This is a genomic window from Bradyrhizobium sp. (assembly GCF_047605465.1).
GTDB lineage: Bacteria > Pseudomonadota > Alphaproteobacteria > Rhizobiales > Xanthobacteraceae > Bradyrhizobium.
The window spans coordinates 25,526-42,811 of the sequence record NZ_JASGFS010000002.1; the positions used below are offsets into that span (position 1 = coordinate 25,526).

General features: G+C 65.5%; 17 protein-coding genes. 9 read left to right on the top strand and 8 right to left on the bottom strand.

Annotation, left to right across the window (positions count from 1 at the left end):
* Nucleotide 1 precedes the first annotated feature (1 nt).
* Nucleotides 2-856, top strand: a complete 855-nt coding sequence (locus QM712_RS02125) for an alpha/beta hydrolase (protein WP_415021379.1) — start codon at nucleotides 2-4, stop codon at nucleotides 854-856.
* Between the two features lie 29 nt (nucleotides 857-885).
* On the opposite strand, the gene QM712_RS02130 is transcribed toward QM712_RS02125, so the two are convergent.
* A complete protein-coding gene (locus tag QM712_RS02130; RefSeq protein WP_415021687.1) occupies nucleotides 886-1,521 on the bottom strand; it encodes a TetR/AcrR family transcriptional regulator in 636 nt (211 codons plus the stop codon).
* A gap of 237 nt (nucleotides 1,522-1,758) precedes the next feature.
* Here QM712_RS02130 and QM712_RS02135 point away from each other — a divergent pair, with 237 nt between their 5' ends.
* Genes QM712_RS02135 through QM712_RS02145 form a run of 3 tightly spaced genes read left to right on the top strand, consistent with a single transcriptional unit; the run spans nucleotide 1,759 to nucleotide 5,562 of the window.
* Nucleotides 1,759-2,256: a (2Fe-2S)-binding protein gene (locus QM712_RS02135; RefSeq protein ID WP_415021380.1), complete on the top strand. Its 498-nt coding sequence runs from the start codon at nucleotides 1,759-1,761 to the stop codon at nucleotides 2,254-2,256.
* Nucleotides 2,253-3,308, top strand: a complete 1,056-nt coding sequence (locus QM712_RS02140) for an FAD binding domain-containing protein (protein WP_415021381.1) — start codon at nucleotides 2,253-2,255, stop codon at nucleotides 3,306-3,308. Before QM712_RS02135 ends, QM712_RS02140 begins: the two co-directional genes overlap by 4 nt.
* Nucleotides 3,301-5,562, top strand: a complete 2,262-nt coding sequence (locus QM712_RS02145) for a xanthine dehydrogenase family protein molybdopterin-binding subunit (protein ID WP_415021382.1) — start codon at nucleotides 3,301-3,303, stop codon at nucleotides 5,560-5,562. The genes QM712_RS02140 and QM712_RS02145 overlap by 8 nt, the downstream gene beginning before the upstream one ends.
* A gap of 62 nt (nucleotides 5,563-5,624) precedes the next feature.
* Here QM712_RS02145 and QM712_RS02150 read toward each other — a convergent pair whose 3' ends face one another.
* Nucleotides 5,625-6,173 carry a cupin domain-containing protein gene (locus QM712_RS02150; RefSeq protein WP_415021383.1) on the bottom strand — a complete coding sequence of 183 codons (549 nt, stop codon included), beginning with the start codon at nucleotides 6,171-6,173 and terminating at the stop codon, nucleotides 5,625-5,627.
* 147 nt (nucleotides 6,174-6,320) lie between these two features.
* Here QM712_RS02150 and QM712_RS02155 point away from each other — a divergent pair, with 147 nt between their 5' ends.
* Nucleotides 6,321-7,649: an aspartate aminotransferase family protein gene (locus QM712_RS02155; RefSeq protein WP_415021384.1), complete on the top strand. Its 1,329-nt coding sequence runs from the start codon at nucleotides 6,321-6,323 to the stop codon at nucleotides 7,647-7,649.
* Between the two features lie 166 nt (nucleotides 7,650-7,815).
* Here the strand turns inward: QM712_RS02155 and QM712_RS02160 are convergent, their stop codons facing one another.
* Nucleotides 7,816-9,411 carry a gamma-glutamyltransferase family protein gene (locus QM712_RS02160; protein WP_415021688.1) on the bottom strand — a complete coding sequence of 532 codons (1,596 nt, stop codon included), beginning with the start codon at nucleotides 9,409-9,411 and terminating at the stop codon, nucleotides 7,816-7,818.
* 101 nt (nucleotides 9,412-9,512) lie between these two features.
* On the opposite strand from QM712_RS02160, the gene QM712_RS02165 reads away from it, so the two are divergent.
* Nucleotides 9,513-10,286, top strand: coding sequence for an enoyl-CoA hydratase-related protein (locus tag QM712_RS02165; protein WP_415021385.1), 774 nt, complete (start codon nucleotides 9,513-9,515; stop codon nucleotides 10,284-10,286).
* A gap of 81 nt (nucleotides 10,287-10,367) precedes the next feature.
* Here QM712_RS02165 and QM712_RS02170 read toward each other — a convergent pair whose 3' ends face one another.
* Together QM712_RS02170 and QM712_RS02175 are read right to left on the bottom strand one after the other, a co-directional pair.
* Nucleotides 10,368-10,544, bottom strand: a complete 177-nt coding sequence (locus QM712_RS02170; protein WP_415021386.1) for a hypothetical protein — start codon at nucleotides 10,542-10,544, stop codon at nucleotides 10,368-10,370.
* 7 nt (nucleotides 10,545-10,551) lie between these two features.
* The gene (locus tag QM712_RS02175) at nucleotides 10,552-10,785 is read right to left on the bottom strand and encodes a DUF6894 family protein (RefSeq protein WP_415021387.1); all 234 of its coding nucleotides are present in this window, start codon (nucleotides 10,783-10,785) and stop codon (nucleotides 10,552-10,554) included.
* Between the two features lie 141 nt (nucleotides 10,786-10,926).
* On the opposite strand from QM712_RS02175, the gene QM712_RS02180 reads away from it, so the two are divergent.
* From QM712_RS02180 to QM712_RS02190, 3 genes are all read left to right on the top strand, one after another.
* Complete coding sequence (locus tag QM712_RS02180; protein ID WP_415021388.1) at nucleotides 10,927-13,068, top strand: PQQ-dependent sugar dehydrogenase; 2,142 nt, start codon at nucleotides 10,927-10,929, stop codon at nucleotides 13,066-13,068.
* Nucleotides 13,025-13,966: an SMP-30/gluconolactonase/LRE family protein gene (locus QM712_RS02185; RefSeq protein WP_415021389.1), complete on the top strand. Its 942-nt coding sequence runs from the start codon at nucleotides 13,025-13,027 to the stop codon at nucleotides 13,964-13,966. Before QM712_RS02180 ends, QM712_RS02185 begins: the two co-directional genes overlap by 44 nt.
* 134 nt (nucleotides 13,967-14,100) lie before the next feature.
* A complete protein-coding gene (locus tag QM712_RS02190) occupies nucleotides 14,101-15,126 on the top strand; it encodes a histone deacetylase family protein (RefSeq protein WP_415021390.1) in 1,026 nt (341 codons plus the stop codon).
* Nucleotides 15,127-15,148: 22 nt separating this feature from the next.
* Here QM712_RS02190 and QM712_RS02195 read toward each other — a convergent pair whose 3' ends face one another.
* The 3 genes from QM712_RS02195 to QM712_RS02205 all read right to left on the bottom strand — a co-directional run bounded on the left by QM712_RS02195 (nucleotide 15,149) and on the right by QM712_RS02205 (nucleotide 17,242).
* Nucleotides 15,149-16,129 carry an LLM class flavin-dependent oxidoreductase gene (locus tag QM712_RS02195; protein ID WP_415021391.1) on the bottom strand — a complete coding sequence of 327 codons (981 nt, stop codon included), beginning with the start codon at nucleotides 16,127-16,129 and terminating at the stop codon, nucleotides 15,149-15,151.
* Nucleotides 16,126-16,857 (bottom strand): 4'-phosphopantetheinyl transferase family protein, encoded by a 732-nt coding sequence (locus QM712_RS02200; RefSeq protein WP_415021392.1) that lies wholly within the window; start codon nucleotides 16,855-16,857, stop codon nucleotides 16,126-16,128. Before QM712_RS02200 ends, QM712_RS02195 begins: the two co-directional genes overlap by 4 nt.
* 217 nt (nucleotides 16,858-17,074) lie before the next feature.
* A complete protein-coding gene (locus QM712_RS02205; protein WP_415021393.1) occupies nucleotides 17,075-17,242 on the bottom strand; it encodes a hypothetical protein in 168 nt (55 codons plus the stop codon).
* Nucleotides 17,243-17,286: the final 44 nt, after the last annotated feature.

Here is a 17,286-nt window from a genome sequence, read left to right on the forward strand (position 1 = left end):
CATGCATTCTGAAAGCGAAACTCTGCGAGCCATCGATGCCGGGCTCGAAGCGCAATACGCGCTCCGCGCCCGCCATCCCGAGCGGGACGACATCTATCGCGATCATCTCAAGCGCAGCGCTGCGCTGCGCGAGGCGGGCGATTGCCGGCTTGACATCCGCTATGGCGCGGGGCCGCGCTGCCTGCTGGACGTCTTCCCCGCGGGCGAAGGCGCGCCGGTGTTCTTCTTCGTTCACGGCGGCTATTGGCGTGCGCTGGACAAGTCCTACGTCTCTTTCATCGCCGAGCACTATCGCAATGCCGGCATGACGGTGGTGATGCCGACCTACGATCTGGTGCCGGCCGTACGCGTCGCCGGCATCGTGGAACAGATCCGGCTCGCCCTGGCGTGGACGCTGGCCCACCTCCGGCCCGCGCGCGTGGTCGTCGGCGGTCACTCCGCCGGCGGCCAACTCGCGGCGATGCTCGCGCTGGATCAGGCGGTGAGAGGCCAGGGGCGGATCGTCGGCCTGGTCGGGGTCAGTGGTGCCTTCGACCTGCGTCCGTTGCTCAAGACCTCCATCAACCGTGACCTGACATTGTCGCCGGATGAGGCCGACGAGCTCAGCCCCTTGCTGCGGCTTCATCGCTTGTCGAAGGGCGCACGCCTCGTGCCGCTACTCGGCGTCGTCGGCGGCGACGAGACCAATGGCTTCAAGCAGTGGACTTCAGGCCTGGTTTCCGATTGGCGCAAGCAGGACGGCGAGGCGGATTATTGCGAAATACCGGCCAGCAATCACTTCACGGTGCTCGACCACATCGCGGATGCCGAAGGGGACGTTTTCCGCGCCGTGACCGCGATGATCGGTCAGCATTGAAGCGGGACTGAAGGCAACAAGGGCGCGCGCTATCGCCTTTTCTTTGCGGCCGCTTTGGCGCCTCGGCTCTTCGTCGCGGTTTTGGTTCCGGGCTGCACGCGCAGACCGTCGACGAAGACGTCGAGCATCCGCAGGACTGATGATTGCCAGCCGGGCTGATCGTGCATGTAGCACATGCCGACGAGGGCCCTGAGCAGGTCCTCCGGGCTGACATCGCCGCGCATCTGTCCGGCCACGACGGCGCGGTCGAGCAGCGAGCCGATCGCCTTGGTCAACCGGTCCATCGAGAACGCCGCGAGTTCCGATGTGCTCTGGATCGTCAGCGCCAGCGCGGCCGACATGCCTTTTTTCGTGGCAACGAATTCGACGTTGGAACGCAGCCAGCGCCGGAGCGCGTCGACCGGATCCTTTGCGCTCCGCAATTGCTCCGCAAGCTCGCCGAGTTGCTCCACCTCGCGCCGGTACACCGCCTCGAACAGGTCCTCGCGTGTGGGGAAATGCCGATAGAGCGTGCCGATTCCGACGCCGGCGCGTTTGGCGACGGCTTCGAGGCTGGCTTCCGGACCACCCGCGCTGAACACGGCCTTCGCCGCTTCGAGCACGCGCTCGCGGTTGCGCACGGCATCGGCGCGAGGCTTCCGGATCTGGTCGAGGTGGTCGCTCATGCCGACAATGTAGATCACGATCTGGTTAGATTGAACCCGTCGTCGTCGCATCGCGTTGTTTGCCAACGGGCTTTTGACCAATTCCAATATTTTTGGGCGGCCCTTGTTAAACGGAGGGTGCCTCCGTATCTTCGCGACAGACGCCGGCTCGGTTCGCCGAGCAGGGTGGACGTGACGGCGGCCACGGCGGTGGCGCGCCGCGCGGTTACTCATGTCCATATCTGATCGGAGCCTTTTATGAATCACTCCATCAGCCTCACCGTGAACGGTGCGCGGCGCGATTTCGTCCTCGACGATCCGCGCGTGACGCTGCTCGATCTCCTGCGTGAGCGCTTCCATCTCACTGGAACCAAAAAGGGGTGCGATCGCGGCCAGTGCGGCGCCTGCACCATTCTCGTCGACGGCAAGCGCATCAATTCATGCCTCGCGCTCGCCATCAGCCATGATGGCGCGGATATCGTCACCATCGAAGGTGTCGCGCGCGGCGACCAGCTTCACCCTGTCCAGGCCGCCTTCATCGCTCATGACGGCTTTCAATGCGGCTTCTGCACGCCGGGCCAGATCATGAGTGCGATCGGCATGATGCGTGAGGCTCAGGCCGGCAACGATCCCGAGCGTATCCGTGAATGCATGAGCGGAAATCTGTGCCGCTGCGGCGCCTATGCGGGCATCGTCGATGCCGTGCTCGAAGCGCAGGCCGGTCTGGCCGAAACCAATCAGAGGCGCTCCGCATGAAACCGTTCGATTACGTCAGGCCGGCCACCGTCGCCGAGGCCGTGGCTGCCGCCGCGCAGCCGGGTGCGACCTATCTCGCCGCCGGCACCAATCTCCTCGACCTGATGAAAGGCGGCATCAGCCGACCGGATCGCCTGGTCGATGTCACGCATCTGGACGGTCTCGATCAGATCGAGCGCCTTGCCGACGGCGGCGTGCGGATCGGCGCTCTGGTCAGCAATGCCGACCTCGCGCACGATGCCGAATTCGCGAGATCTTACCCCGCTGTCGCCGAAGCGCTGCTCTCCGGCGCGTCCGCGCAATTGCGCAATGCCGCCACCGTAGGGGGCAATCTCCTGCAGCGGACGCGTTGCGCCTATTTTTACGACACCGCGAGCCGCTGCAACAAGCGTGAGGCCGGTAGCGGGTGCGACGCCCGCGACGGCGAGAACCGCACCCACGCCGTGCTCGGCTGGAGCGACAGTTGCATCGCCACGCATCCCTCCGACTTCTGCGTGCCGCTGGCCGCGCTTGATGCCGTCGTCGAGATCGAAGGCAAGAGCGGTCGGCGCGAGATCGCTCTCGAGGCGCTGCATCGCCTGCCCGGCACCGCGCCCGAACGAGACACCGCGCTCGAACCCGGCGATCTGATCGTCGCCGTCCGGTTGCCGGCCGCCGCGCGCGGCTTTGCCGCGCATGCGCGTTACCTCAAGGTTCGCGAGCGGACATCCTATGCCTTCGCCGTCGTTTCGGCCGCGGCGGCGTTGAGGATCGAGAACGGCAAGGTTGCGGAGGCACGAATCGCGCTCGGCGGCGTCGCCGCGAAACCCTGGCGCGCCCACGCCGCCGAGGATGTGCTCAAGGGCGTTGCGCCCGCAGCGGATGCCTTTCAGGAAGCCGCATGGCGTGCACTCGGCGAGGCGAAGCCGTCCGGCGAGAACGCCTACAAGATCGAGCTCGCGCGCCGCATCGTCGTGCGCGCGCTGACCCTCGCTGCCGCTGGCACTCCCGCGCGCATGCCCGCGCTGCCGGCGTCCCCCTTTGCCTCGACCGCCGGAGCCATCCATGCCTGAGCTCAACCTCACCAGCGCACCCGCTCATCTGCGCCACGGTTCGAACATCGGCCAGCCGCTGACCCGCCGCGACGGCGTCCTCAAGGTCAAGGGACAGGCGACCTATGCCGCCGACAACCATCCCCCCGGGATGTTGTTTGCGGTGTTGGCGGTTGCCGGCATCGCGCGGGGCCGCGTGACCTCGCTCGATGTCACTGCCGCAAGGCGCCATCCCGGTGTCGTCGATGTCATGACACCGGATCGCAAGCCGCAACTCGCGATCGATCCCGAGATCAAGACCAATCCATTCGTGTTCCGGATGGAGGTGCTGCAGAGCGATGAGGTCCGCTACGCCAACCAGCCGATCGCCGTCGTGATCGCCGAGACGCTGGAGGCCGCCACCGAAGGCGCGGTGCTGCTGGCGCCACGCTACGAGGCGTTGTCCGCCCTTGTCGGCCTCGATGCCGGCGAGAGCTTCGTACCGCCGGTCGTCGGTGTCGGCAATCCCACGGAGAACCACCGTGGCGATGTCGAAGCGGGCCTCGCCGCGGCCGACAAGCAGATCGACTCGATCTACGAGACGCCGCCGCAATACCACAACGCGATGGAGCCGCATGCGATCGTGGCGGCGTGGGACGGAGATAATCTGCAGATCGACATGCCGACTCAGGGTCTCATGCTGTCGCTCGGGCGTGTCGCCGAGCTGTTCGGCATTGCGCCTGACAGGATTCACATCCGCAGCCCGTTCCTCGGCGGCGGTTTCGGATCGAAGGGGTTGATGGCCGGTCCGCCGGTCCTCGGCATCATGGCCGCGAAGCTGGTCGGCAAGCCGGTCAAGCTCGTGCTGCGCCGTGAGCAGATGTACGGTCCGGTCGGCCATCGCGCACCGACACGCCAGCGGCTGCGCATCGGGACCGATGGCGAAGGACGTCTGACCGCGCTCGATCATCATGCCAGGACCGTATCGAGCACGTTCGACGATTTCTACGAACCCGCGGCCGATGCGTCCCACACGCTCTATGCCAGCCCGGCAATCCGGACCACGCACGATGCCGTGCGCGTCAACACCGGAACGCCGCTGTTCATGCGCGCGCCCGGCGAGGCGACGGGCTCCATTGCGCTGGAAAGCGCGATCGACGAGATGGCCTGGGCTTGCGGCATCGATCCGCTCGCCTTTCGCCTGAAGAACTATGCCGAGGTCGAACCGATCACCGGCAAGCCCTTCTCGTCGAAGGCGTTGCGCGCCTGCTACGAGCAGGGCGCGGCACGGTTCGGCTGGTCGAAGCGGTCGCTGCAGCCGAAGCAGATGCGCGACGATGACGGCCTGCTGGTCGGCTGGGGCATGGGCACCGCGACCTTTCCCGCGCTGATGTTCCAGGCCGAGGCGCGGGCCGTGATCCGTCGCGACGGCTCCGGCGCGATGGAGATCGGTGCGCACGACATGGGGCAGGGCGCGTGGACGGCGCTCGCACAGATCGCTGCGGACGAACTCGGCCTCGATATCGACCGCGTCGAGTTCAAGGCGGGGACATCGGACTTGCCTGATGCAGGCATTGCCGGTGGATCGGCACACACCGCGACCGCAGGTGCCGCGATCCACAGCGCCGGCGCCAACGTGATCGCGAAACTCGCCGATCTCGCCACCAGCGACGAGCGATCGCCGCTGTTCGGTGCAGGCAATGCCGGCGTGATCGCGCGCGATGGCAGATTGATCCGCCGCGACGACGAGAACCGCAGCGAAAGCTACGCCGAAATCCTCGCGCGTGCCGGCGTCGCGGAGGTCGAGGCGCGCGGGACCGGCGCGCCGAACCCTGCGGCGATGGAGGAATATGCCATGCATGCCCATGGCGCCGTGTTCGCGGAGGTGAAGGTCGATCCAGATCTGGGCCAGGTCCGCGTCACCCGCATGGTCGGTGCCTTCGCGGCGGGGCGCATCGTCAATCCGCATCTGGTGAAGAGCCAGCTTTTCGGAGGGATGATCTGGGGCATGTCGTTCGCGCTGCACGAGGAAGCGATCACCGACCGCCGCAGCGGCCGGATCATGAATGCCAATCTCGGCGAATACCATATTCCCGTGAATGCCGATGTGCCGCCGCTCGACGTGATCACGGTCGAGGAGCACGATCCGCATGTCAACGCGCTCGGCATCAAGGGCGTCGGGGAGATCGGCATCACCGGAAGCGCGGGAGCTGTCGCCAATGCCGTCTGGCATGCAACCGGCGTTCGCGTCCGGCGTTTTCCGATCCGCATCGAGGAGTTGTTGATGCAGCCCTGACGGGCTCGGACCGGCCCCGGCGTCCGTATCCCGGAGCGTCGGCATCTTTGGGGATCGTCACCTCAGAACGTCGGCGGCGTGCAGGCGGAGATCACCTCGCACGGCTTGCCGCCGACGCAGCGAAAACGATGCGGGCGGCGGCTCTCGAAATAATAGGCGTCGCCGGGATTGAGGATGCGGCGCTCGTCGTCGACGGTGACCTCGAGCTTTCCCGAGATCACCACGCCGCCTTCCTCGCCGTCATGGACCAGCGGCACCCGCCCGGTGTCGCTGCCGGGCTCGTAATGCTCCTTCAGGATCTGGAGGCTGCGGCCGAACAGGTTGTCGCCGATCTGGCGGTAGGAGATCGGCTTCTTGCCGACCTCGGTCAGCTCCTCAGCACGGTAGAAGATCTTGCGCCGCTTCTCCGGCTCCAGCGCGAAGAACTCGGCGAGACCCATCGGGATGCCGTCGAGGATGCGCTTGAGCGCGCCGACGGACGGATTCATCTGGTTGGACTCGATCAGCGAGATCGTCGAATTGGTCACGCCCGACCGCTTGGCGAGTTCCCGCTGCGACAGCTTGTGCCGCGCTCGGATGAATCGCAGCCGTCCGCCGATGTCGACGCTCATGCCCAAATCCCTGTTGCAGGTGTTGAGGATCGCGCAAATATGGACCGGCGCCCCCAGTCAAATCAATGGGTTGCGATCAGAAAGAAAAGGACTTGTTGCGTGACCTGAGCCGTGGCTCTGCTACCCCTGCAGCAAAGGAGCGTGGCCGTGACCCTTCATCAGATTCCGAACACCATCAAGACCGATTCGTTCTGGATGCCCTTCACGGCCAACCGGCAGTTCAAGCAGACGCCGCGGCTCTTCTCCTCCGCCGAGGGCATGCACTACACCACGGTCGACGGGCGCAAGGTCATCGACGGCTCGGCCGGCCTGTGGTGCGTCAACGCCGGCCATGGCCGCAAGCAGATCGCCTCGGCCGTCGAGCGGCAGCTGACGACGCTGGATTTCGCTCCCTCGTTCCAGATGGGTCATCCGCTCGCGTTCGACTTCGCCGAGCGCCTCGCCGAGATCGCGCCGAAGGGTCTCGACCGCATCTTCTTCACCAACTCCGGTTCTGAGTCGGTGGACACCGCACTCAAGATCGCGCTCGCCTATCACCGCGCGACCGGCCAGCCGACCCGTACCCGTCTGATCGGCCGCGAGCGCGGCTACCACGGCGTCGGCTTCGGCGGCATGTCGGTGGGCGGCATGGTCGCCAACCGCCGCGCCTTCGCGACCCATTTGCCGGGCGTCGACCACATCCGCCACACCCACGATCTCGCCCGCAACGCCTTCGCCAAGGACCAGCCGGAGCACGGCGCCGAACTCGCCGACGACCTCGAGCGGCTGGTGGCGTTGCACGGCGCGGAGACCATCGCGGCCGTGATCGTCGAGCCGGTGCCGGGTTCGACCGCGGTGCTGCCGCCGCCGAAGAACTATCTCCAGCGCCTGCGCCAGATCTGCGACAAGCACGGCATTCTCCTGATCTTCGACGAGGTGATCACCGGCTTCGGTCGCCTCGGCACGCCGTTCGCCGCCGACTTCTTCGGCGTCACGCCGGACCTGATGACGACGGCCAAGGGCATCACCAACGGCACCGTGCCGTGCGGCGCCGTGTTCGCAAGCCGCAAGGTGCACGACGGCCTCATGACCGGCCCGGAGAGCCAGATCGAACTGTTCCACGGTTACACCTATTCGGCGCATCCGGTGGCCTGCGCCGCCGGCATCGCGACGCTCGACATCTACAAGGGCGAAGGCCTGCTCACGCGCGGCGCTTCGCTGGCCGAATACTGGCGTGATGCGCTGCATTCGCTCAAGGGTTTGCCGAACGTCGTCGACATCCGCAATTGCGGCCTGATGGGCGCGGTCGAACTGTCGTCGCGTGATGGCACTGTCGGTGCGCGCGGCTATGACGTCATGGTCGATTGCTTCAACACCGGCCTATACCTGCGTTCGAGCGGCGATTCCTTCGCGATGTCGCCGCCTCTCGTCGTCGAGAAGAGCCATATCGACCAGATGGTCTCGATCCTCGGCGACGCCATCAAGCGCGTGGCCTGATCATGGTCCGGGCCTCTCGCCGCGGCGAGAGGCTCTCGTTCCGAAGCAATCCAGATCGCCGCCGTGCCGGCAACACTCTGGATTGTTTCGCTCTGAATGAAGATGTGCGGAAACCTCGTCTTCTTCGCCGCTTGGTCGTGCGGCGCGTCCGCGGCGGGCTGCTGACCTAGCACGGGCCTTCGGCGACCGCATCGGCCCAGGGCTGGAAGATCTCGACTGCGCCGGAATTGGTATCGCCGTCGCGCATCACCACGCTCGGGCAGGCGAATTTCTGCGGCAGGGCCTGCACCTGCGTTTCCTCGTAATCGAAGCGCGCGGCAAGAATCTTGCGTGCGTCTGCCGGCAGGCGGGCATCGCCGATCACGATCTCGCCCTCGCTCGCGTCGATGCGTGGCTGGTGGATGGCGGCATCCAGATCCATGCCGAAATCCATCGCGAATGACACGACCTGTGTCACCGCCGGCAGGATGCGGCGGCCTCCGGATGCGCCGACTGCGAGGCGTTTCCTGTCCCCGGTCTCGGCGATCACGGGCGTGTAATTGGTGAGGCAGCGCTTGCCGGGCGCGAGCGAGTTGGTGGTGCCCGGTGTCGGGTCGAACCACATGATGCCGTTGTTCATGGCAATCCCGGTGTGCGGCGTCACATATTTCGAGCCGAACGATGAGAGCAGCGTCTGCGTCACCGCCGCGATGTTGCCGTGGCGGTCGACCACCGAGAAATGCGTGGTGCAGGCGGGCGCCAGATATTCGGCGCCGAGCGAACGCTTGCCGTCGGCATCGCCCATGTCCTTGAGCCGTTCACGATAGGCCGATTGCAGCGCGGCGGCATATTCGGCGTAGGCAGCCGCGTCCGGCGTGCCTGCCGGTTTCAGGTTCTGCTGCAACAGGCGCAGCGCGTGCGCCATCGTCGGGCCGGCCGTGAGCTCCGGCGTCGCAAAGACCTTGCCGCCGCGATAGGGGATCTCCAGCGGTTCGCGCTGGTGGCTGCGAAACGCGGCGAGATCCTCGACCGACAGCGAGCCGCCGTCGGCCCTGATGTCGGACGCGATGCTCCTCGCGAGATCGCCCTGGTAGAAATCACGCGGACCGGCGGCGGCGAGGTGCGCCAGCGTTGCCTTGAGCGTGTCCTGCGGCAGTCGCGTCCCGGACCTGATGCCCCAAGGCGCGCTCGGGGGCAGGCCGTCTTTCAGGAATGCCGCAGCGCTTGCGGGATAGCGCCGAAGATCGGCGGCCGAACTCGTGATCATCAGCGTGGTCCACCAATCGACCAGCAGGCCCTCGCCGGCGAGAGCGGCTGCCGGCGCGACCAGGTCTTTCCACGGCAGCCTAGCATGGCGGCGATGTGCCTCCTCCATGCCGGCAACGACGCCGGGCACGGCGACCGCGCCGGGGCCGTGGATGTTGCGATCGTCTTTCACCCGCGGCCAGGGAAAGAGATCGGAGGCTGCGCCTTCGCCGCTCAGCGGATAGTCGGAGGCGCGCAGGCTCTGCGGCGCGCACATGCCGTAGTCGATCACCTCGTAGCGATTTTCCCTGGCGCGGTAGAGCACCATCGCGCCGCCGCCACCGATGCCGCTGTTCCAGGGCTCCAGCACGTTCAGTGCGAAGGTCGTCGCGACGATCGCGTCAACGCAGTCGCCACCAGCCGCCAACACCTCCGCTCCCACCTCGGCGGCTCGCCGCGACTGCGCGGCGACGATGCCGCCCTTGGACTGGACGGCGGGTTTGCGGACGGTCTGGGCGAGGCTGAACTGATGGGTCATGATGCTCGGCTTCGTTGCGCTGGCTTCGATGCTTCGCATTGGCGAAGCGCCCGGACAATGGCACATTGAGCCCAACGAGAACATCGAAAGGGAGAAGCAACATGGCTGGTGTGAAGCAGGCGCGGGATGGTGCGGTCGGCATATTGACGCTCGACGAACCGGCGAGCCTGAACGCGATGACGCCGGACCTGCTCGGTGCGCTCGCTGGCGCCGTCGCCGAGATGACGCGAGACGAGACCGTTCGCGCCCTGATCCTGACCGGGGAGGGACGTGGCTTCTGCTCCGGCCAGAACCTGAAGGCATCGGAAGCGCTGGGCGAGGACATCGCCGCCGGCGTGATGCGCTTCTACTGGCCGGTGTTCAAGGCGCTGCGCGAATGCCGCGTGCCCGTCGTCGTCGCGGTCAACGGCGTCGCCGCCGGCGGTGGCTTCAGCCTGGCGATGGCCGGCGACATGATCGTCGCAGCACGGTCGGCAAGCTTCATCCAGGTGTTCAGCCGCATCGCGCTGGTGCCCGATCTCGGCTCGACCTGGCTGCTGCCGCGGCTGATCGGGCGGCAGCGCGCGCTCGAATTGATGCTGCTGAACGAGCCGCTCACCGCCGAGCGTGCCCAGGAGTTCGGCCTAGTACGACAGGTCGTTGACGATGCCAGGTTGATGGAAGAGGCATTGACCCTGGCGCGCCGTCTCGCCGACGGTCCGACGCGTGCCCTGGTCGCGACTCGTGCGCTGATCGAGGAGAGCGAGCACGCGACCTACGAGGCACAGTTCCGCCGCGAGATCGAGCTTCAAGCCGTCATCCGCAAGAGCGCGGACGCCATCGAAGGCCGTAACGCCTTTATCGAGAAGCGCAAGACGAAGTTCATGGGGAGGTGAGGTGGGAAGAGCTTCTCGCCCCCGTCAAACCCGACCGCGATGACCACGGAGATCAGTGAGGGGACGGCGAAGCCGCAACGGCTAGAGCGCGCGGTCGTGGCGGCCGGCACGATGCTTGGCGTGCCATTTCGGTCCAGGCCCGCGCATGTAGTGAAGCTCGGGGCGGTAGGGATTGCCCGCGATCCTCACCAGCCTGTTCCACCTGGTCGCAACGAAGGCGAGGGGTTGGCAGAGCAGGTTCAGCGAGGCGAGCAGCATAGCGGGCTCAATGCGGCTTGCCGAGCATGGCGGTGAAGGGGAGGTCGAAGATCGCTTCGCCGTTGTCGTCGCTGACGTGGATCACCCAGTCGCGCCAGTCTTCGGCGCCAGGCGTGAGGATCATCGATCGCATGATCTGGGCGGCGCGGTCGCGCGCCTCGGTGAGATTGGCAACGGCAGTGCCGGAGCGATCGATCAGGGTGCCATCGGTGTTGGAGCAATGGAAATACACCTGGACCATACGCGCCTCCTTCAGAAACCAACTGGACGGCAAATCGATACCACTCGAAACGGGCGATAAATATTCGGGCCGAGCCCGGTAAGGGAATCTACGGAGATTGGTCGGTGCGATGACCCCTCGCGGTTTGATCACAGGCGGGTGATGGATCGGCTGGACGGCGGCCGGGCGGCATGGAACAAGTTTCGGCCTGACCTCCGGGAGGCTGCCGTGAAACCCTTCACACTCTGGTGCGAACGCCGATGGCGGCGCGTGTTCGCGGTGGCCGTTGGTGGAGCGCTGCTTTGCGTTGCCGGGGCTGCGTTCCCGGAGACGGTTCGCAAGAGCGGCTATGCGATCGGCACCGAGACTTGCGGCAGCGGCGATCTCGCTTTCCCGCGGATCCAGATCGACATGAAGCCGGGCTTTTGCGCCGGCCTCGTCGCCAGCGAACAGGAGGGCATCAAATTTCCGCGCGCGATCATTCAAGTGCCCGGCCGTGAGCTGTTCGTGGTCGCCGACATGGCCGGTTGGGGGCGCGCCGACGGGCGGTTGCTGCTGCTCGATCCACATGCTGCCGACGGCAAGCGTTTCAAGGACCTGCTGACCGGGATCGAATACCCCTTCGGCCTCGTGATCGGTCCGGACAAGAAGCTCTATGCCTCCACGGCCGAGACGATCTTCCGGTTCGATCCGCTCGCCGACAGCCCGCCTGCTACCGTCGAGACCATCATCCGGCATCTGCCCGGCCGGCGGATTACGCTCCCTGATGGCAGCATGCTCGACGAGAGTGCGCATCCGCTGAAGCAGTTCGTGTTCGACAGGAACGGACGGCTGTTCGTGAATGTCGGCTCGCACAGCGACGATTGCGTCACGCCGGCGCCGATCACAAAGCCTTGCGCACCGGCCGAAGGCGCCTCCGCGATGGCGGCGATCTGGCTGTTTGCGCCGCCCGCCGGCGGCGTGTTCCCGGCCCTCAAGCCCAACGATGCCGATCCGCCGCATCAGGTCTACGCGCGCGGCTTGCGCAACTCGATGGCGCTGGCGTTGCATCCGAATTTTCCGGATGCCGGCTACGCTTTCCTGCAGGCCGAGAACGGCCGTGACCTGCCCGACATCTTCAAGCCGAACGAGGAGATCAACGTGATCGAGCCGGGCAGGCATTACGGCTGGCCCTATTGCTACGACCTGTCGACGGCGAGTCCGGAATTCAGGATCGTGCTTCAATCCGGAACATACAAATCGCTCTGCACGGGCAATCCCTCGTACAAGGCGCCGCTATCGCTGCTGCCGCCGCACGGCGCGCCGCTCGCGATGCTCTATTATCACGGCACCAGATTCCCGGAGCTCGAAGGCAAGCTGCTGATCGGCCTGCACGGCTATCGGCCGACCGGCAGCCGTGTCCTCGCCTACGACGTCGACGACCACGGCTTTCCCAGATCGGCCCCTGCGCCGGTGAGTTATCATGTCAGTTGCGCGGCCGAGCCGACCCGCAGTTTCCAGACCGGCACCGGCGAGGTGGCGGCCGCGCCGTTCGAGGAACTGATCGCAGGCTGGCATCGGGTCAACGGGGCGCGGCCGCAAGGCGCCCCTGTCGGCATGACGGTCGCGGACGACGGCGCGATCTGGCTGGTCGAGGACAAGAACCAGACGGTGATCCGCATCGACCGCACCTCGGGCGATCCACCGCAGCCGCTGCCCTGCGACACACGTAGCCAGTCGTTGATCGACCAGCTTGCGGCTTTCGTCGCCTGGGACGCGCAGAACAGCGTCAGGCTCACCACGCTGCGCAAGGGCCTCGTCGAAAAGCATTGCGTCGGCTGCCATTCGGATTTCGGCTTGAGGCCGGGCCAATCGGATGCCGAGAAGGACGGAGCCGTGCTTCGCTTCATGCTGGCGCAGGACGGCTGGATCTATCCGGGCGATCCGGACTCCGGCAAGCTGCGCACGCGGCTGCGCGGGCTTGGCGCGGAGAAGCTGATGCCGCCGGGCGGTGACAATCTGGCGAAGACCGAGCCCGGCTATGTGCGTCTGCTCGATACCGCGGATCTGCTTGTCGCGCGGATGGTGCCGGGCACGCGGATGCGGATCAAATCCGGTCCGCCACAAAGAAAGTTCTTCGGCAAGGCCAGCAAGGAATGCGGCGAAATACCGGCCGGCAAGGTCGTCGTCGTGACACAAAGGAACGCTGTAGACAAACCCGGCTTCAGCCGTTTCTTCCGGCCGGCCGATCCTTACCTGAATGGCGAATGCACGGACGACGATGGCTATTACATCCGGCAGGAACTTCTGGTGCCTGTGCAGTAGCGTCCTTCTCGCCCTCGCCGCGCCACCGGCCGAGGCCGAGACGAAGCTGTTCGAGAGCGCCCAGGTGACGCCTGCCGGTGAATACACGTTCGGCATCGAAGGACCGGCAGCCGATCTCGACGGCAGTCTCTTCGTCGTCAATTTCGGCAAGCCCGGCACCATCGGCAAGCTGCCGGCCGGCGGCGCGGCTTCCGAGCCGTTCACAGCGCTTCCTGAGGGCAGCGTCGGCAACGCGATCCGCTTCGATCGCAACGGAACCATGTTCATCGCCGATTACAAGAAGCACAACATCTTCGCGATTGCGAAAGGCAGCACGCAGCCGACCGTTTGGTTTCACTCCGACGAGATGAACCAGCCCAACGACATCACGATTGCGCGCGACGGCACGATCTATGCGAGTGATCCGAACTGGAAGGGCCGCGAAGGCCATGTCTGGCGCATCGCGAAGGCGGCGGACGGATCGGTGCAGGGGCAGATCATGCCGGCACCGCGGGCGATGGGGACCACCAACGGCATCGATCTCAGCCCGGACGGCAAAACCCTCTATGTCGGCGAATCCAGCAACGGCCAGGTCTGGTCGTATGCGATCAACGGCAGCGCGCTCACCGACGCCAAGCTCCTTAGGGCATTCCAGCCCGATACGATCGACGGCTTGCGCACGGACGTCACCGGACGTCTCTATATCGCGCGCATTCTCAAGGGGACGATCGCGCTGATGAAGCCCAGCGGCGCGGTCGAGCGCGAGATCGCGCTGAAAGCCAAGGAGCCGACCAACCTCGCCTTCGGCGGCAATGACGGCAAGACCGTCTTCGTCACGCAGCGCCAGGGCGGCTTCATCGAGGCATTCCGGACCGATCAGCAGGGCCGCGAGCACTGCCTCCAGCAGGGACGCTGCTAGGCACGTCGCAAGCGGTCTGCTTCCGGCGCGGATCGACGCCGCGAGGAAGGCATTCTTCTTGCTTGCATCCGGCCGCCGCAGGCATCAAGACATCTACAGGACCGTCGAAGAACACGCGACCACGGAGTGTTTGAGTGAAAGCCGTCCATACTGAACTGCATCGCAGCCACGATCCGCAATTCTTTCTGGTTCGCGGCGTCGTCAAGCGCACCACCGAACAGCCCGAGCGTGCCGACCGGCTGCTCAAGGGGCTCAAGGACGGCAAGCATCAACTGGTCGAACCGACCGGGTTCGGCCAGGGGCCGCGCGCCCGCATTCACAGTCCCGAGTATCTGTCGTTCCTGAGCGAAGCCTGGGATGCCTGGACGGCGCTTGGCGATTCCGGCCCGGAAATGATCGGCAATATCCATCCCGTCCGGCATGCTGCGACCTACCCGACCCATATCGTCGGCAAGCTCGGCTGGCACACCGCCGACACCGCGGCGCCGATCGGTCCGGGCACCTGGGCGGCGGTCTGTGCCGCGACCGACGTTGCGGTCACAGCGGCGCAGATGGTGATGGACAGAGAAGACGCGACCTACGCGCTCTGCCGTCCGCCCGGCCATCACGCCTATCGCGACATGGCGGGCGGCTTCTGCTTCCTCAACAACAGCGCGATCGCGGCCGCGCATCTGCGTCTCAAGCATGAGCGCGTCGTGATCCTCGACGTCGATGTCCATCACGGCAACGGCACGCAAGGCATCTTCTATGCGCGGCCGGACGTCTATACGATATCGATTCATGCCGACCCGACCGCGTATTACCCGTTCGTGTGGGGCTATGCGCATGAGCGTGGCGAAGGCCCCGGCCTCGGCGTCAATCTCAACATTCCCCTGGCGCTCGGCACCGGCGACGACGGTTACCTGCAGGCGCTGGACCTCGCCCGCAAGGCGATCGAATCCTTCGCGCCCGGCGCTCTCGTCATCGCGCTCGGCCTCGATGCTTCGGAGCACGATCCGCTCAAGGGGCTGCTCGTCACGACTCCGGGTTTCCGCCGCATCGGCCAAGCCATCGCGCGCATGGGTTTGCCGACCGTCTTCGTGCAGGAGGGGGGGTACCTCTCCGATATCCTCGGCGCCAACCTGACCTCGGTGCTGGCGGGATTCGAGGAAGTGCGCTGATCCCGCGGGGAAGGCGTCCGCGTCAAAACAGCCCGCTGGCTGCGAGCGCCTTGCAGACATGCTGCATCTCGGTTTCGTCCGCGACCATGTCGAGCATGATGGTGGTCAGGCCCTTCACCGCGAAATCCCTCAGCTTCGCGCCGATTTCGGCGTAGCTGCCGACGAGATAGGGGCAATCGGCCTGGAAGGTCAGGAACGGCAACAGCCAGTAGCCATTGTCCTGAAGCTCGCCGCTCTGGCCCTCGTAGAGCTTTCGCTTCCACACGGAGTCGCTGTTCTCCACGGTGAGCGCGAGCAATTCGCGGTCATCGGGATTGTCGCGGAAACGTGCCTTCGCCGCCCGCCGAGCCTCGTCGCTCCGCGCGCGCGCAAAAATCCCAAAGTTCATGCCGGGCGCATTGAGGCCGCGGTCGAGATCGGGCGGCAGCATCTGCATCTTGATGCAGTCTGTCTGCTGCGCGACGTGCTGTGCCGCGTCGGACTGCCCGGCGATCAGAAATTCCGGCATCAGCTTCGCCGGCAGGCGGGGGCGGAGTTGCAGATGGCTGGCGCGATAGAACCGGCCCTCGACATTCACCGGCCGAGGGCTTTCCAGCAATTGGCGCATCAGCGCGACGAATTCGCCGAGCCGGATGTAACGGTCGGCATGGGAGAGATCGTCGCCGAGGCCTTTCAGGTCGCTGACCGCAGTCCCCGTGATCATGTTGAGGTAGACCTTGCGGCCGTGGAACTGCGCCAGGGAGGAGACGAGTTTCGCCGCGGTGAACGGGTGCATGTAGACGGGATTGACGGCGATCAGCGGCGAACTGCGCGACGTCGCGGCCATGATGTGCTGCGCCATCGCCCAGGGTTCGACGAACACGTCGTTGCCTTCGAACAGCAGGATGCCCTCGAAGCCGTTTCGGTCGGCAAACTGTGCGACCCGCATCAACTCGTCGACGTATTTTCCGGGATCGCGGTTGCGCGAGATCGCAGGGAATACGCGAAGCCTCGGCGAGGTCATTCGGCCGTTTCCGGAAGCGGCCACGCATGATGTCTGATCGGAAGGCCGCCGGCCACGCGGGAGCCGTCTGCGATCGCCAGGCGATGCGACGGCGACGGCGAGCACAGCGCGAAGCGCCAGCCGAGAGGATCGTCGGCGATCTGGGGCTTGAAGCTGATCGTGATGGCCTCGTGCGACAAAAGCATCGCAAATCCGTCGGTCGGTAGCTGGAGTCCGAAACCTCTGGCTTTCAGATAGGCCTCCTTCAGCGTCCAATAGTCGAAGAAGCGCTGGATGGCGTCAGGTTCGGGTAGGCCGCGCAACACCTCGATCTCCTCCGGCGCAAAGAAGCGACGTGCGGTGGACAGCGCTGCGACGGGCCGCGTCACGGTCTCGACGTCGATACCGACGGCCTCGTGCCGCGATACGACGCAGGCAACGCAGCCATCGGCGTGGGAGAGGTTGAAATGGAGCGCCCTCGGCGTCGCAGGCGCGGCGATGAAAGGTCGTCCGTAACGGCCGGTCCCGAACGACCAGTCGTTGGGCGCAACATCAGGCGCGGCCTTGGACAGCGCGAGGCGCAGCAGTGCGTGCGCGTAAATATACTGCCATCGATGCTGCTCGAACATGAAACGCCCGGCCCGCGCCTGTTCGTCGGCCGAGAGCAGGCGCCAGCACGTCTCCGCCGCGGCCGGTGTATCGATGGTCTCGATCAGGCCGACAAACAGTTCAATTCCATCGTCTGCCATCAATTGGGGCCTTTGGCGTCAGACAAAGTCGGAAGCTCCGCCCATGGCGCAAGAGTCAACCGAACAAGAAACAACCGGCCGGACCGGACTTGGCGGTCCACCCTGGCGAATTCTTGTCTATCAGGCCAGTCTGCAGGCACAAGCTTGTGCAAGACCCCAACTCGACAGGCGAGCGGCCGCTGTCCGGAAATTCGTTCGGCGTCGCGGCCGACGAGTCTTACTTCTTCTTCTTGGCCTTCTTCGATCCGCCGAGGTACGAGAGGCTGTTGTCGACGTCCTTCAACGCGGCCGAGAGCTTCTTCCTCTCGTCGTTCAACAGTTTCTGAAGCGCCTTGCGGTCCTTGTTGCTCAACGAGGAGCCTTTGGTAAATTTGACGAAACCCATAACACTTCCCCGGTTGAAAATAGTCGTCCAAACCAAAACGCGGG